Origin of the sequence: Planotetraspora thailandica, assembly GCF_016863335.1 — a bacterium.
Classification (GTDB): Bacteria; Actinomycetota; Actinomycetes; order Streptosporangiales; family Streptosporangiaceae; genus Planotetraspora; species Planotetraspora thailandica.
Genome location: NZ_BOOR01000021.1, coordinates 1 through 16,266, shown reverse-complemented (window position 1 = coordinate 16,266; position 16,266 = coordinate 1). Strand labels below are relative to the sequence as shown.

Annotated in this window: 12 protein-coding genes; all 12 read right to left on the bottom strand. The window is 69.2% G+C overall.

Going from position 1 to position 16,266, the window contains the following annotated elements:
- Window positions 1-51: 51 nt before the first annotated feature.
- On the bottom strand, window positions 52-2,934 hold the full coding sequence (locus tag Pth03_RS15350) for an Rne/Rng family ribonuclease (RefSeq protein ID WP_373318541.1): 2,883 nt from the start codon (window positions 2,932-2,934) through the stop codon (window positions 52-54).
- A 294-nt stretch (window positions 2,935-3,228) separates the two neighbouring features.
- Window positions 3,229-3,963 carry a TIGR03936 family radical SAM-associated protein gene (locus Pth03_RS15345; protein WP_239119062.1) on the bottom strand — a complete coding sequence of 245 codons (735 nt, stop codon included), beginning with the start codon at window positions 3,961-3,963 and terminating at the stop codon, window positions 3,229-3,231.
- 135 nt (window positions 3,964-4,098) lie between these two features.
- Entirely contained in the window at window positions 4,099-6,021 is a 1,923-nt protein-coding gene (locus Pth03_RS15340; protein ID WP_203944938.1) for a TIGR03960 family B12-binding radical SAM protein, read from the bottom strand.
- 58 nt (window positions 6,022-6,079) lie between these two features.
- Window positions 6,080-7,252 (bottom strand): rod shape-determining protein RodA, encoded by a 1,173-nt coding sequence (gene rodA / locus Pth03_RS15335; RefSeq protein WP_203944937.1) that lies wholly within the window; start codon window positions 7,250-7,252, stop codon window positions 6,080-6,082.
- Between the two features lie 9 nt (window positions 7,253-7,261).
- A complete protein-coding gene (gene mrdA / locus Pth03_RS15330) occupies window positions 7,262-9,325 on the bottom strand; it encodes a penicillin-binding protein 2 (RefSeq protein WP_203944936.1) in 2,064 nt (687 codons plus the stop codon).
- Window positions 9,322-9,834: a rod shape-determining protein MreD gene (gene mreD, locus Pth03_RS15325; RefSeq protein ID WP_203944935.1), complete on the bottom strand. Its 513-nt coding sequence runs from the start codon at window positions 9,832-9,834 to the stop codon at window positions 9,322-9,324. Before mreD ends, mrdA begins: the two co-directional genes overlap by 4 nt.
- Before the next feature lie 5 nt (window positions 9,835-9,839).
- Window positions 9,840-11,093, bottom strand: coding sequence for a rod shape-determining protein MreC (gene mreC, locus Pth03_RS15320; RefSeq protein WP_203944934.1), 1,254 nt, complete (start codon window positions 11,091-11,093; stop codon window positions 9,840-9,842).
- Between the two features lie 9 nt (window positions 11,094-11,102).
- Window positions 11,103-12,134: a rod shape-determining protein gene (locus Pth03_RS15315; protein ID WP_203944933.1), complete on the bottom strand. Its 1,032-nt coding sequence runs from the start codon at window positions 12,132-12,134 to the stop codon at window positions 11,103-11,105.
- 195 nt (window positions 12,135-12,329) lie between these two features.
- A complete protein-coding gene (gene ndk, locus Pth03_RS15310) occupies window positions 12,330-12,740 on the bottom strand; it encodes a nucleoside-diphosphate kinase (RefSeq protein ID WP_203944932.1) in 411 nt (136 codons plus the stop codon).
- A gap of 87 nt (window positions 12,741-12,827) precedes the next feature.
- Complete coding sequence (locus Pth03_RS15305; RefSeq protein ID WP_203944931.1) at window positions 12,828-14,414, bottom strand: MFS transporter; 1,587 nt, start codon at window positions 14,412-14,414, stop codon at window positions 12,828-12,830.
- Window positions 14,415-14,424: 10 nt separating this feature from the next.
- Window positions 14,425-14,799, bottom strand: coding sequence for a DUF4233 domain-containing protein (locus Pth03_RS15300; protein WP_239119061.1), 375 nt, complete (start codon window positions 14,797-14,799; stop codon window positions 14,425-14,427).
- Window positions 14,796-16,079 (bottom strand): bifunctional folylpolyglutamate synthase/dihydrofolate synthase, encoded by a 1,284-nt coding sequence (locus Pth03_RS15295; protein WP_203945106.1) that lies wholly within the window; start codon window positions 16,077-16,079, stop codon window positions 14,796-14,798. The genes Pth03_RS15300 and Pth03_RS15295 overlap by 4 nt, the downstream gene beginning before the upstream one ends.
- Between the last annotated feature and the right edge of the window lie 187 nt (window positions 16,080-16,266).

Below are 16,266 nucleotides of genomic sequence, written 5' to 3'. Positions count from 1 at the left end.
CCAGGTCGAACCGGGCGGAACACCGGAGAGGCGAACTCGCCGACGAGCGGCTTATTCGGCTTGCTTCCTGCGGGAACGTCTCCGTCCCCGCGAATGCGTGGGCGAGGCGTCGTCGGCATCGGCGGTCACCGCGTCGGTGACGCTGTCCCGTCCGCTGCCGGCCGCCGCGACGACCGCGCCCTCACCTGCCGAGAGCTTTTCGGCCACGGCCTTCTCAATGGCCATCTTGCCCTGCGTGCCCCGCGGCTCCGGCTTGGCCTCGACCGGGTCGGTCGAGAGGATCAGGCCGCGTCCGTTGCAGCAGTCGCAAGGTGTGGAGAACGCCTCGAGCAGGCCCTGCCCGACCCGCTTGCGGGTCATCTGGACCAGGCCCAGCGAGGTGACCTCGGCCACCTGGTGCTTGGTGCGGTCCCTGGCCAGGCACTCCAGCAGCCGCCGGAGCACCAGGTCACGGTTGCCTTCCAGCACCATGTCGATGAAGTCGATGACGATGATCCCACCGATGTCCCGCAGCCGGAGCTGGCGGACGATCTCCTCGGCCGCCTCCAGGTTGTTGCGGGTGACAGTCTCCTCGAGGTTTCCGCCCTGCCCGGTGAACTTGCCGGTGTTGACGTCGACGACGGTCATCGCCTCGGTGCGGTCGATCACCAGGGAGCCGCCGGAAGGCAGCCACACCTTGCGCTCGAGCGCCTTGGCGATCTGCTCGTCCACGCGGTAGGCGGAGAAGATGTCGCCCTGCTCCTGCCACTTGGACAGGCGCTCCACCAGGTGCGGCGCGACGTAGCGGACGTACTCGTCCACGGTCTGCCACACCTCGTCGCCCTCGACGACCAGCGAGGAGAAGTCCTCGTTGAACACGTCGCGGACCACTCGCACCGTCAGGTCGGGCTCGCCGGAGAGCAACTCGGGCGGGCTGGCCGACTTGGCCTTGCGCTGGATGTTCTCCCACTGGGCCGACAACCGCGCGACGTCCCGGCTGAGCTCCTCCTCCGAGGCGCCCTCGGCCGCGGTCCGCACGATCACGCCGGCGTTCTCCGGCATCACCTTGCGGAGGATCTGCTTGAGCCGCGTGCGCTCCTTGTCCGGCAGCTTCCGGGAGATGCCGGTCATCGAGCCGTCGGGCACGTAGACCAGGTAACGCCCGGGCAGGCTGATCTGCGAGGTCAGCCGGGCGCCCTTGTGGCCCATGGGGTCCTTGGTGACCTGCACCAGCACCGACTGGCCGGACTTCAGCGCCGCCTCGATCCGCTTGGGCTGGCCCTCCAGCCCGGCTGTGTCGAAGTTCACCTCGCCGGCGTACAGCACCGCGTTGCGGCCCTTGCCGATGTCGACGAACGCCGCCTCCATCGAGGGCAGCACGTTCTGCACCTTGCCCAGGTACACGTTGCCGACGTACGACTGGCTCGACTCACGGTCGACGTAGTGCTCAACCAGCACGCCGTCCTCGAGCACCGCGATCTGGGTCCTGCCGTGCCTGCGGCGTACGACCATGACGCGCTCGACCGACTCACGCCGCGCCAGGAACTCTGACTCGGTGATGATCGGCGGGCGTCGACGGCCGAGCTCGCGGCCTTCACGGCGACGCTGCTTCTTGGCCTCCAGCCGGGTCGAGCCGCGCACCCCCTGAACCTCGTCCACCGACGTGGAAGCCGTGCGGGTGGCTCGCGGCGCGCGGATCCGCACCACAGTGTTCGGCGGGTCGTCGACCGTGGCCTCGGCCTCTTCCGTGCCACGCCGGCGACGCCGGCGACGCCGGCGCGAACCGCCCTGTTCGCCGTCGGCGTCCTCGGCGGCCTGCTCGTCCTCGTCCTCGGTCTCGGCGGCCGCGGCGGGGGTCTCCTCGTCAGACTCCTCGCCGTCCTCGGCGTCCCTGGGCCGCACGCCACGGCCACGGCCTCCGCGGCGGCGCCGCCGCCTGCGCGAGGTTCCGTCGTCGTCGCCGTCCTCATCGGCGTCGGCGTCGGCCTCCGCCGCCTCCTGCGTCTCGTCGGCGTCCTGCGGCTCGTTCTGCTCCTCCGCCCAAACGGCCGGTACGGCAGGCTGCGGGCGGACATGGGTGGCCGCTGAAGGATCGGGGGCCTGGAAAAGCGGCTGGAACACCGCGGCTGGCGCCTGGAAAGTGATCGACGGCACCGCTGGGGCGGGCGTGCCGGACAGGCCGAACGGGTCGGCCACGACCCTCGCCTGTGCGGCGGATTCAGCCGTGTCGGCCGTCTCGTCGCCGGAGTCGGACGGCTCGGCGTCGAGCGGCTCGACATCGAGGAGGTCCTCGTCCAGGAGGTCGCCTCCCGACGGGCCTTCTGCCTGCCTGCCCAGCCGCAGCGCGGCGGCGACTTCGGCCTCCGCGGCGCTGATCGCGCTCGGCCGCTCAGCGGCGGCCTCGTCCTTCTTGCGCGTACGGCGCCGCCTGCTGGTGGGCGCCTCCTCCGCGGCCGGCTCGGCGGCCCCTGAGGAGGGCAATGAAGAGGTCTCCGAGGAGGTCGCCGAGGGAGTCTCGGCGGCATCGGCGGTCTCGGCGGCCCGCTTGCGCGTGCGGGTGCGGCGCACCGGCTTGTCCGCGGGCGCGGCAGCAGGCTCGGCCGCGACCGGCGCCTCAGCAGCGCTTTCGGACGCCCCGGTGCTTTCGGACGCCCCAGTGCTTTCGGACGCCCCAGTGCTTTCCGCCTCCGCGCCCGCGGCCTTGGCCGAGGTGCGGCGGCGAATCGCCCGCTTGGGCTTGTCCGCCACGGCCGGAACGTCCGTCACCGCCTCGGTCACGGTCTCGGCGGGCTTGTCCTGGGATGTCTCAGGCGTCTGGAATGACGCGGACGGCTCGGGCGCGGGAGCCGGCACCGTTACGGCAGGTGCGGGCTCTTCGGGCTCCGGCGGCGGTCCCGCAGGACGGCTCGCCGAGCGCCGTCGCGGCGAGGTGACAACACCGGAACCACTGGTCACGTCGGTCACCATCGTTCCCGATGGCACATGGTTCGCCACCTGATCGGCCGGTCGCGTGGACGTCTGATGCGTGGGCGCGGCATCGCCAGCCTCGGGCGACGTGTCGTCGCTCAGGCCGGAGCCACGCTCCGTTCGTTCGGTCGTATCGCCATCAAGGCGTACTGCCCCATCGAGGGGGTCGTTCTCGAGCATGCGGGCGCTCTCCCGTCAGCCTCCGGGCACGTCGCCGCGCCGCGCGGAGGCTCTTGTCTCTCACGTCCGCCGGGCCACCTCTCGGGGCCGCGGCGGCAAGTCTTATAGGTCCCCGCCGGACCGTTCGGCGTCGAACGGATCGGCGGGCTCACCGGTCGTTGCGTCGAGCGGCCCCTGCGCCAGCCTGGTCACCTCGGGAGATGACGGCGGCGCGAAGCCAGCCACGAGACGCAGACCCATGAGTACGTCATCGGGCCGGACGGCAGGTGTTTCGTGCCGAACAACCATACGAAGTATGACACACGGCTGGCCCGGCTCCTGACCTGCCGTTGTATCCGCCCGTACCGAGACAGCTACAGAACGCACCGCCTGGCGGGCGTCGAACTGCCGCATTCCCTTCTTCGTCAGCCGCTCGACCTCCACGCGGTCGGCCGCCTCGAACTCCTTCACAGCCTGCTCCGCCGCGACCGGATCGGCCCCCGGCAGCCGCAGTTCCCACACCGAACACTCCAGCTTGTCCGCCAGGCTCCCGGAGCGCGCCTCGACGATGTCGAGCACGTCCAGCCCGGGCGGCAGCGAGGCATCGAGGTCGGCGCGGACCTGGTCAGGGTCACAGGGCCGGCTCACCCCGATTTCGAGATACTCGGCCTCGCTCGCCACCCCGGTCGGGGCGGCACCCGCATAGGAGATCTTCGGATGGGGGCTGAACCCCGCGCTGAACGCCACCGGGATCTCAGCCCGCCGTACGGCACGTTCGACGGCGCGGGAGATGTCACGGTGACTGGTGAAGCGCAGCCTCCCCCGCTTGGCATAGCGCACACGCAGGCGCTGCACCACCGGCGGGGGCGTCGGCCCCTCAGGAACAGGTTTCAGAGTTCCGTCGTCCTTTCACGTATCGGTCCATGGTCTTCTCAGGATAGGTCGTGCCGGGCCGTGGAACGGCCCGGCATGACAATGGTCGCCGACACCCCGTCAGACCACGGTAAGCGGCAGGAGCTTCTTCCCCGTGGGACCGATCTGGATCTCGGTGCCCATGGTGGGGCAGCCGCCGCAGTCGTAGCACGGCGTCCACCGGCAGTCCTCGACCTCGACGTCGTTGACCGCGTCCTGCCAGTCCTGCCAGAGCCACTCGCGATCGAGACCGGCGTCGAGGTGATCCCAGGGGAGCACCTCGTGCTCCTCGCGTTCCCGCGTGGTGTACCACTCCACGTCCACGAGCTCACCGGACAGTGCCCGCTCGGCGGCGGTCATCCAACGCTCGTAGGAGAAGTGCTCGCTCCAGCCGTCGAACCTGCCGCCGTCCTCCCAGACCGCCCGGATGACCGAGGCCACCCGGCGGTCGCCGCGGGATAGCAGCCCCTCCACGATCGACGGCTTGCCGTCGTGGTACCGGTAGCCGATAGCCCTGCCGTACTCCTTGTCGCCCCGCAGGGCGTCGCGCAGTTCGCGCAGGCGGCGGTCGACCGTCTCATGGTCGCACTGGGCGGCCCACTGGAACGGCGTGTGCGGCTTGGGCACGAACCCGCCGATGGAGACCGTGCAGCGGATGTCACGGGAACCCGTCGCCTCACGACCGGCCTTGATGACCTTCTTGGCCAGGTCGGCGATGGCGAGGACGTCGATGTCCTCCTCGGTGGGCAACCCGCACATGAAGTAGAGCTTCACCTGCCGCCACCCCTGGCTGTACGCCGTGGTGACGGTGCGGATCAGGTCTTCCTCGGTGACCATTTTGTTGATCACCTTGCGCATGCGCTCGGAGCCGCCCTCCGGGGCGAAGGTGAGCCCGGAGCGCCGCCCGTTACGGGAGAACTCGTTCGCCAGGTCGATGTTGAACGCGTCCACCCGGGTGGAGGGAAGGGAAAGACCGGTCTGGGTGCCTTCGTACCGGTCGGCGAGGCCCTTGGCGATCTCCCCGATCTCGGAATGGTCGGCGCTCGACAACGACAGCAGGCCGACCTCGCTGAAGCCGGACTCCTTGAGACCGGCGTCGACCATGTCGCCGATCGTGGTGATCGAGCGCTCCCGCACCGGACGGGTGATCATCCCGGCCTGGCAGAAACGGCACCCGCGGGTGCACCCGCGGAAGATCTCCACACTGAACCGCTCGTGCACGGTCTCCGCGAGCGGGACCAGCGGCTTCTTCGGATAGGGCCACTCGTCCAGGTCCATCACCGTGTGCTTGAAGACACGGGACGGCACACCTGAACGGTTGGGCACGACGCGCTTGATCCGCCCGTCGGGGTGATACTCGACGTCGTAGAACTTGGGAACGTAGACGCCTCCGGTGGAGGCGAGGCGCATGAGCAGCTCGTCGCGGCCCCCGGGACGCCCCTCCGCCTTCCACTCGCGCACGACCTCGGAGATCGCGATGGCGATCTGCTCGCCGTCGCCGAGCACGGCGGCGTCGAGGAAGGCGGCGATCGGCTCGGGGTTGAACGCGGCGTGGCCGCCCGCGAGCACGATCGGGTCCTCGTCGGTGCGGTCGACCGCCTCAAGCGGGATTCCCGCCAGGTCGAGCGCGGTCAGCAGGTTGGTGTAGCCGAGTTCGGTGGAGAACGACACCCCGAGGACGTCGAAGGCGCGCACCGGCCGGTGGGCGTCGACGGTGAACTGCGGGACGCCCTCGGACCGCATCAGCGCCTCGAGGTCGGGCCAGACCGCGTAGGTCCGCTCGGCCATCGTCTCGGGCAGCTCGTTGAGGATCTCGTAGAGGATCTGCACGCCCTGGTTGGGCAGGCCGACCTCGTAGGCGTCCGGGTACATCAGCGCCCAGCGCACGGTCGCCTCGTCCCAGTCCTTGACCGTCGAGTTGAGCTCACCCCCGACGTACTGGATCGGCTTCTGCACCTTGGGCAGGAGCGGTTCCAGGCGGGAGAACAATGACTCGACAGGCATGGGTCCCAGCGTATCGGCTCCGGAAGGCCTGCCAGGTCCTGCTCCGTCCCCCAGCCGATCAGGACGAGAACGATCTGTCCCGTATATGGATGGCTTGCAGGATGCCGATCGAGACCATGTTGGCGAATGTGGCTGTTCCTCCGTACGACACGAACGGCAGAGGAACACCGGTGATCGGCATGATCCCGATGGTCATGCCGACGTTCACCATCGCCTGGAAGCCCATCCAGGTGACGATGCCGCCCGCGACCAGCGCGGCGAAGCGGTCCTCGCACGACCTCGCGATCTTGACGCCACGCAGGAGGATCACCCCGAGCAGCAGCACGACCGTCACTGTGCCGACGAATCCGAACTCCTCGCCCGCCACCGTGAAGATGAAGTCCGTATGCTGCTCCGGCACGAACCTGCCGGTGGTCTGCCCGCCGCGGAACAACCCCTTGCCGAACAGCTCGCCCGATCCGATCGCGACGAGCGACTGCGTGCTGTTGTATCCGACGCCGCGGGGGTCACTCGCCGGGTTGATCAGCGCCGTGAACCGGGCGACCTGATACGGCTTCATCAGGCCCAGCGACCACACCGCCATCGCGCCGGCCGCCGCCACGAGCACCCCCAGGACGATCCAGCGCTTGCGCAGACCGGCGAGCACGATGACCCCACCGGTGATCACCAGGATAACCATCGTGGTGCCGAGGTCGGGCTGCAGCATGACCAGCGCGGCGGCGGCGCCGGCGGCGGCGGCGCACAACGCCACGTCGACCGCACGCGGCCGGTCCTTCTTCTTGTCCCCCGGCCGGGCGAGCAGACGCGCCATGATCACGATCAGGGCCGGTTTGGCCAGCTCGGCGGGCTGTACAGCGAAGCCTCCGCCGAGCATGATCCACGAATGGTGGCCGTTGATCGTCGAACCGAGGGGCGTGATGACGAGCAGCAGCCCCAGCAACGCCACGCCGTACACCAGAGGAGCGTAGGTCCGCAGCCAGCGGTAGTTCGACATGGCCACCACGGCGTAGAGCACGAGTCCGACGCAGAGGTTGAGCACGTGCTTCTTGGCCAGGCTGGTCGGCTCGTTGGAGATCCACGTGCGGGTGGCGGACCACACCAGCAGGGTTCCGATGACGCTGAGCGCGATCATGGCCCCGAAGAGCAGCCCGTCCATCCGCCAGATCGGCGACCCTTGGCCGACCGCACGCTTGACGAGGGAGCGTCTCCCGATCCTGACCGCCTCAGGCATGGCGCCGCCTCACTGGGCGACCGTCCCGTCCGCCTTGATCACCGGCAGCCGGGAGACGGGGCGCCCGTCCGGAAGTGCAGCCTTCATCGCCTTGCCGTTGTCATCCTTGCCGAGCCCGAAGATGCCCTCCCAGATCTGCCGTACGGCGGGAGCCGCGGCCGAGGCGCCGAAGCCACCCTGGGAGACCATGACGACGGCCACGAAACGCGGATTGTCGGCGGGCGCGAACGACGCGAACCACGAGGTGTCGGCCTTGCCGAAGACCTCAGCCGTTCCGGTCTTGCCGCCGATCTTCACCACGCCCATCGGGAACCCGGCGAACGCCCCCGCCGCGGTGCCGTCGGAGGTCACCTCGCTGAGCGCCTTGCGGATGTAGTCGCGGGTTTCGGTGTTGATCGGCAGTTTGCCCGTCACCGGCACCGGGATCTCCTTGACGAGCGTGCCGTCAGGCCGGACGAGCGCCCAGCCCACCCGGGGGCTGCGCAGCTTGCCGTCGCCGACCAGCGCGGCGTACGCCCGGGCGAGCTGGAGCGGGCTGACTTGCACGTCGCCCTGGCCGATGGAGAAGTTGGCCGCCTCGTAGGCGTGGAGCATGAAGCCCTCGAGGCAGTTCTCGTTGGCTAGCCGCTTGGAGAACGCCGCGCGGGCCTGGTCCTCAATCTCGGGGTAGCCGGTCTTGGCCCGCCGGCACATCTGGTCCTTGGTGGCGGTCCACAGGTCGCGCTTCCACGCGCGGTTGGGAATCAGTCCGGCGGACTCGCCCGGAAGGTCGATGCCCGTGGGCCGGCCGAACCCGAAGGAGCGGGCCATGTTGGCCATCGGCTCCTTGACCTTGGACTTGGCCTTCTTGCCGCCGTCACGCAGCCATTCCTCGTAGCCGGCGCGGTAGAAGACCGTGTCGCACGACTTGACCAGCGCCGTGTGCAGGGAGATGGATCCCAGGCTCATGCCTCCGGCGTTCGGGAAGGCCCGGCCTTCGACGTTGTAGGCGCTCGGGCACTCGTAGGTGCCGTGGAGCGGCTGGCCGTCGGCGACCATCGCCGCGACCGAGCTGATCTTGAAGGTCGATCCGGGCGCGTACGTGCCCTTGATCACCCGCGACACCAGCGGCTTGCCGGACTTGTCGGACAGCAGATGCTGGTAGTCCTTCTCGGCGATGCCGCCCGTCCAGACGGCGGGGTCGTAGGTGGGCCTGCTGGCCATCGCGATGACCCGGCCGGTCTTGACGTCGAGCACCACGCCCGCGGCGCTGTCGGCTTGGGGGTTGTCCCGCATGGCGTCGGTGATCGCCTTCTCGACGATCCCCTGGACCTTGGCGTCGATGCTGGTGATCAGGATGTCGCCCGGTTTCGCCGCCGACTGCTGCTGGACGGCGATGGTCTTACCCATGCGGTCGACCTGCACCTTGCGCTCGCCCGCCTGCCCGCGCAATGCGGCGTCGTATTCGGCCTCCAGGCCGTCCCGCCCGGTCAGGTCAACGCCCGAATAGGCCGCCTTGAGTCCTTCGCGCTTCTCCAGTTCCTCCTTCGTGACCGGCTGGAGGTACCCGAGCATCTGCGCCCCGTCCTTGCCGTTGGGATAGGTGCGCACGGACTGCACCTCGGCGGTCACGCCGGGGAAGTCTTCCTGCCGCTCCAGAATCTGCAGCGCCACACGTCCGCTGACGTGCTCGGCGACCGGAGTCGGCGTGTACGGCGAGCCCGGCCAGCAGGGCCGGGAGATGCCCGGGCCGCAGGGGCGGATCCGCTGCTTCAGCGCGTTGAACTGCACGCCCAGGATGGAGGCGAGCCGTTTGAGCACCGCGTCGCCGCCGTCCGGCATACGTTCGAACCGGGCCGGGTCGATCGACACGACCAGACTGGGCCGATTGATGACCAGCGGGCGCCCGGACGAGTCGAGAATCGTCCCGCGCAGCGCCGGCACCCGGACCTCCCTGGTGCGGGTCTCGGTCGCGACCGCGACGAACCGGTTCCCTTGCACCATCTGGACCTGCCAGAGCCGCACGACGAGCACGGCGAGCAGCGCCACGACAAGCACCTGCAAAACGATGAGCCGCCCCCGCAACCGCTTCATGCCGTCCCCCGTCTCCAGCCCGTCACGAACTCCGACCGCCTGCCGCGCCGCCTCCGCTCGAGCTTGTTCACGACCCACAGCACCAGGGGGGCGAACAGCAGATTGCACACCGCCGCCTTGGGCCATGCCGTCTTCAGGACGGTCCAGTTGACCCCCGGGTCGCCGAGGAGGGCGCCGATCCCGGCGGCCAGGCCTGGGGCGATGGCCGCGCAGAACATCACGATGGGCAACGTCATCTGCCCGCCCGCCCGGCCCGCGAGCCAGCCCAGGGCGCACATCACCAGCGCGTACTGCCCGAGCGCGTGGGCCGAGGGCGGCATCAGGTCGTAGGCGAGGCCTCCGCAGAAGCCGATCACCGCACCCGGCACGGCCCCCCGTCGGGCGGCCAGGATCAAGACCACGAGCAACACCAGGTCAGGCCCGAGTCTCGGCGACAGCCGGTTCACCAGGCTGACCTGCAACACCAGCGCGGCGAGAATGAGCGCCGCGGCCGCGAGGTTGCGAAGCATCGGGATCAGGCCCCCCTGTCCTGTCTCCGTTGCTCTCCTGCCTGCTCTACATGTCCGGGCGCCGCGTGGCCGGCGGGCTCCCTCGGCTCGTGCCCCGATCTCGGGCTTTCCGACGCGTGGGCGCGGACGAGCTCACGGGGTGCCGCCGGGGCGGCGGGGCGGGCCTGGGGCCGCGGTTCGGTCCGCCTCTGCTCGACCTGGCCGGGGACGGCCCGATCGGCCTCCGTCGGGTCGGACTGCGTCGTACCGGACGTCTCGTCTGACCCGGCCCGGTCGGTTCCCGCCTGATCCGACCGGGACCTCTCGGACTCGGCCTGGCGCAGCTGTGCGCTCTGGTCGCCGCGGGCGTCCGGCGCCTTGGCCGGGCGTGGGGCGGCGGGCTTGGGCATGGGCGGCAGCACCGAGTCACGCGGGTCCCGCTTGGGCGCCTGAGTCACCACGCCGACGACGTCGATCGCGGAGAGGTCCGCGAACGGCCGGGCGTAGGCGGTCCTCGTCAGCTCGCCGGGCGTGGTGTCCACCCGCTCGACGACTCCGATCGGCACCCCCGCCACGTACGGCGTGCTCCCCTTGGAGCCGAAGGAGACGATCCTGCGGCCCACCTGCACCGGCGAGGAGGAGTCGAGCATCCGGAACTTGATGAGGTTGTCGTTGCCGCCCGCCTCACCCAGCCCGCTCACGACGCCGAGCTCGTTGCCTCCCTCCATCCGGGCCCCGGCCGACAACGCCGGATCCGTCAGGAGGACGACGGTCGAGGTGCTCGGCCCCGCATGGACGACCCGTCCGACCAGTCCGTCACCGCTGAGGACGGTCATGTCCGCGCGCACGCCGTCGCCGCTTCCGATGTCGATCTCGACGGCTTCCTCGAAGCCGGGTGTGGCTCGGCGGGCGACGACCTGTGCCGGGACGATCCGGTACCGGCCGAGGCCCGCAAGCCCGAGCATCTTGTCGAGTTTGGCGATTCTGTCTCTGTTGAGACGCTGCGCGTACAGGTCGTTCTTGAGTTGCGCGTTCTCCTTGCGGAGTTCGGTGATGACCCGCTCGGCGCCCGGCGCGTTGCTGAGCGTCTTGAAGAAACCGGTGATCGGCGCGGTCACGGTGGCGCTGGCCCCCTCGACCTTTCCGAACACCGTGGACGCCACGTCGCGAACCGGAGCCAGCATTGTCCCGTTGGTGGCCCGGTGGTCCACGGTGATGAGGACGAGCGCGGCCGCCAGCAGGAGTCCGATCACGAGACGGGCACGGCGGGTGTCTCTCATGACGGCTCCTTAGTTGCGGGGCTCCTGGACGAGGACCTGCTGGAGCGCCTCGAAGTCCTCCACGCATCTGCCGGAGCCGAGCGCCACCGAGTCGAGCGCGTTGTCGGCGAGGTGGACCGGCATGCCGGTCTCCTCCCTGAGCCGCTCGACCATGCCTCGAAGCAGGGCTCCGCCGCCCGTCAGGGCGATGCCCCGGTCCATGAGGTCACCGGACAGCTCAGGTGGGCACTTGTCCAGAGTGGACTTGACCGCATCGACGATGACATTGACCGGCTCCGCAATGGCCCTGCGGATCTCCTCTGCCGAGATGACGACTGTCTTCGGCAGTCCGGTCACGAGGTCCCTGCCGCGGATCTCCGCGTGGAAGTCCTCACCCATCGCGCATGCGGACCCTATGGCGATCTTCACTTCCTCCGCCGTACGCTCCCCGAGCATCAGGGAGTACTCCTTCTTGCAGAAGCTCATGACGGCGTCGTCGAGTTCGTCGCCCGCGACGCGGATCGACTGGCTCGTCACGATCCCGCCCATGGAGATGATCGCCACTTCGGTGGTGCCGCCGCCGATGTCGACCACCATGTTGCCGGTGGGCTCATGAACGGGCAGTCCCGCGCCGATCGCGGCCGCCATGGGCTCTTCGATGATGTAGACCCGCCGTGCTCCGGCTTGATATCCCGCTTCCTTCACCGCGCGCTGCTCGACTCCCGTGATGCCGCTGGGAACCGCGACGATGATGCGGGGCCGGACGAAGTGCCGGCGCTTGTGAACTCGCTGGATGAAGTACCTCAGCATGCGTTCGGTCACGTCGAAGTCGGCGATGACCCCGTCCCGCAGTGGACGGATGGCGACGATGTTGCCCGGCGTTCGCCCGATCATTCGCTTCGCTTCTATACCGACCGCGACGATCTTGCCTGTCGTGACATTTATGGCGACGACGGACGGCTCGTTGAGCACGATGCCGCGCCCTCGCACGTAGACCAGAGTGTTCGCCGTGCCAAGGTCAACCGCCATGTCACGGCCCAGGAATGTCAGCTTGCTGCCCATGCGGAAGGAAGCCTTCCTTCAGGTGGTTGGCGGGATAACGCATCGCACTCGAATCGTAACGCGATGTACCCATGACTGGGCACATCGAGCTATCAGGCCCCGGGAAAATATGCGCTTCTCGAGCCAGGGATGTGCCACCACCTGGGAAAACACCTGAGGCCCCGGTTTAGGCCGGGGCCTCAGGTGCGGCAAGGACTAGAAACGGTCCGGAAAGAAGATCTTGATCTCACGGGCCGCGGACTCCGGCGAATCGGAGCCGTGGACGATGTTCTCACCGATCTCCAGAGCGTGGTCGCCGCGGATGGTGCCGGGGGGCGACTTCACCGGGTCGGTCAGCCCGGCCAGCGCGCGGAACGCCTCGACCGCCCGCGGGCCCTCCACCACGAGCGCGACCAGCGGCGCGGAGGTGATGAATTCGACCAGGTCCCCGAAGAACGGGCGCTCGGAGTGCTCGGCGTAGTGAGCCTTGGCGGTCTCGGCGTCAAGGGTGCGCAGATCCATGGCCACGACCTTGAGGCCCTTGCGCTCGATGCGGCCGATGACGTCGCCGATGAGGCCGCGACGGACACCGTCCGGCTTGATCAGCACAAGCGTGCGCTCGGACACGGATTGTCTCCTCTGTGGATGCTCGGGATGTGATGGCCGGAAGCTTACGACGGCCTCAGCGCGCGGCTGTGCCGGCGCAACGGCAGCTTACCGGTCGGAAAGCGGCTCTCCGTTCGTCCCATCCTCGCCTTCCGGCGAAGGCGTCGGCGCCGGGATCACCAGGGCCTCATCCCGTACGGCCCGGCCCCGGCCGAACATGAGTCGCGTGCCCGCCGGCGAGGCCGCGTCACGGCGGGCCATGACGGACGCGAGCACGATGATGACCACGACCACGAAGCCGCCTGCCAGCGCCCAGGCGTGCAGTGCGTCGACCAATCCGCCGACCACGGACTGCTGGGTGGGGTTGGGCATCTGCCCGACCTGCCGCAACTGGAGGAACTGGATGCCCGAACCTACGAGGATTCCGGCGAACACAGTCGACGCGCAGAAGGAGAGGCCGAGCAACGTCGATCCCTGGCCCGCCAGACGCAGGGCGCTGACCAGCGCCACGGCCGAGCCCGCGGCCAGCAGGACGAACGGCACCACGAGCGGCGGGCCGTACGGTTGCGGAACCAGCAGCCGGATCGCGCACAGCCCGGCCACGACGGCCACCAGGCCGGCGGTGGTGAGCCGGAACGCCATCTGCTGCGGCGCTCGGGCCGCGAAATAGGCGCAGCCGAGCGCGCCGACGGCGGCCAGCACGAACGGCGTCCAGATGCCCGAAAGGCCTGGGCCGCCGACTCCGCCCATCTCGAGGTAGGTCGTCTGCGCGGCGGTCGGCAGCACGACCAGGCCCACGGCCACGTTGGCGAAGGCCAGGGTCCGGCCGCCCGGCTCCTCGAAGGAGCCGAAGACGACGAGGGCGACCATCACCGCCACCGCGATCGCGGCCGCGATGAGCACCCGGTAGGTCGGCCAGTCGAACGTCATGCCGATCCCGAGGACGGCGATGACCACGGCCGGAACCGCCGCGCTCACCAACCTGACCAGTTCCGCGCGAGCGGGCCACCGCCCGGCGCGTCCCTGTCCGCCGACCGCCTCATCCTCCGCTTGTACCGTTTGGGCGCGCTCGTGCTCTCCCGCGAGCAGCCACAGGACGAGATAGGCGGCGGCGAGGCCGAGCGCGATTCCGGTCAGCATCGGATACGGCTGGAGCGTCACCCGCCACGAGTCGACCGCATCAAGCGGCAGGAGTGCCAGCGCCTGCGCGCAGAGCAGGCTCGCGGCGAGCATTCCGGTCCAGATCGGCAGCAGGATGTTCCTGCGAGGCCGCTCCGCGGCGGCCGCGAGCGTACCGGGGATCAGCATGCCCGCGCCGATGCCGTGGACGATCCGCAAGATCGCGACGAGGTCGGCGGAGTCCGCGAACCCGCCGGAGGCGTCGGCCAGGGCCAGCAGCGTAAGGCCGGCCACGAGGACGGGTGCCGCCCGGAATCTGCGGACGGCCAGCGCCGCCACGGGCACGGTCAGCAACATCGCCGGGAGCGCGAGGCCGTGCGCCCGCATCATGTCCTCGGTCTGGACACCGGGTGGCAGCAACGCCGCCACGATTGAGATCGTGTTGGGAATCGCGACGATCGCCAGCGGCAACGCGACCGCGATGAGCAACCCGATCACGACGTCGAGGAGCAGGGGGGCATGCACGGCTCGGACCATCACGGCGGTCCGAGCCTGCGGGACGGGAGGGACGGCCATGAGGGCGACTTTAGCGCTTAGTCGCCCCTTCGACACGGCGAGCGACGAAGATGGCTGTTATCCACAAGGCCGTGAAGATCACTCCGAGAAAGAACATGACGGGAGTGAGGAATCCGGTGGCGATCGCGAGGACCTGCACGACACTGCCGGCGATGTACGCGGACGGCCGTTTCAGCATCCCCGCGACGACGACGCACAGTACGGCCAAGCCGATGCCCGCCGTCACCGCGAGCGCCGGGGTGACACCGTCGATGGCGATCGCCACGGGAGTGATGAGCGCGACGACGATCGCCTCCATGCCGAGCACGCTGGCGCCCAGCCGTCGCATACCCGGAGTCACCTCGAAGACGCGGCGCCCTCCCGCCTCCGGCTGCGGCGCCGTCACTTGTCGGCCTTGAGCAGCACGCGCGCGTCGCCGGCCGTCACGACCGAGCCCGTGATCAGAACCCCCGAGCCGAACTCGTCGCCCTGGTCGGCGAGCGCGATCGCCTGGTCGATGGCGTCGTCGAGACGCTCGGCGACGTGCACCCGCTCGGCGCCGAACACACCCGCCGCCCTGTCCGCCAGGTCTTCCGGTTCCAGCGAACGGGGTGAGGAGTTCCTCGTGACGACCAGTTCCTCCACCACCGGCTCCAGCAGTTCGAGAATCGCGTCCACATCCTTGTCGCCCATGGAGGCCACGACGGCGATGAGCCGGGTGAACTGGAACGACTCCGACAAGGCGTCCAGGGTGGCCTCCATGCCGCCGGGATTGTGCGCGGCGTCGATCAGCACCGTCGGGCCGCGCCGGACGACCTCCAGCCGACCCGGGCTCGTGACCTCCGCGAACGCCTGCTTGACGAGGTCGTCCCCGAGCGGTTCGTCTCCGGCCGACAAGGCCTCGACCGCGGCGAGGGCCGCCACGGCGTTGCTCGCATGGTGCGCGCCGTACAGGGGGAGGAAGACGTCTTCATAGACGCCCTTCAAGCCCTTGAGCTGGAGGAGTTGGCCGCCCATGCCCAGCTCCCTGTGCAGCACGCCGAACTCCAGCCCTTCGCGGGCCACGGTGGCCCCCACGTCGGCCGCCCGCCTCACCAGCACCTCGGCGGCGGGAAGCGGCTGCTGCGTGAGGATGGTCGTGCTCCCCGGCTTGATGATGCCGGCCTTCTCCTTGGAGATCGTCTCAACGTCCGGACCCAGACGGTCCGTGTGATCGAGCGAGATCGGGGTGATGACCGCGACCGTGCCGTCGCCGACGTTGGTGGCGTCCCAGGTGCCGCCCATACCCGTCTCGATCACGGCGACGTCGACCGGCGCGTCTGCGAAGGCGGCGAACGCCATGGCGGTCAGCGTCTCGAAGAAGCTGATACGCCCGGCCTTGGCGTCGATGAGCTCCAGGTAAGGAGCGATGTCTTCATAGACCTCGGTGAAGCGCTCCTCGGACAGCGGCTCACCGTCGACGCTGATGCGCTCCCGGATGGTCGCCAGGTGCGGGCTCGTGTAGCGGCCCACCCTGAGGTTTCGGGCACGCAGCAGAGACTCCGTCATGCGAGCGGTGCTGGTCTTGCCGTTCGTGCCGGCTATATGGATGATCGGGTAAGCCTTCTGCGGGTCGCCAAGGAGCTCCATCAGAGCCCGGATCCGGTCGAGTGTGGGATCGAAGTCCCACTCGACGCCTCTAGCCATGATCGCTTGCTCGGCGGCACGATATTCCACGCCTGTCAGCCTACGGGGAGATCACCGCAGCTCCGTTCGCGGCCCTCTTTGCGAAGGCCGGGGAAGCCCTCCAGAGGTACGGCTCGGCCCGTGTCTTGTATTGCGAGGGAATGTATTGCAGGGGAAAGACCCCTGAAAATGAAGAAAGCCGCCCCCA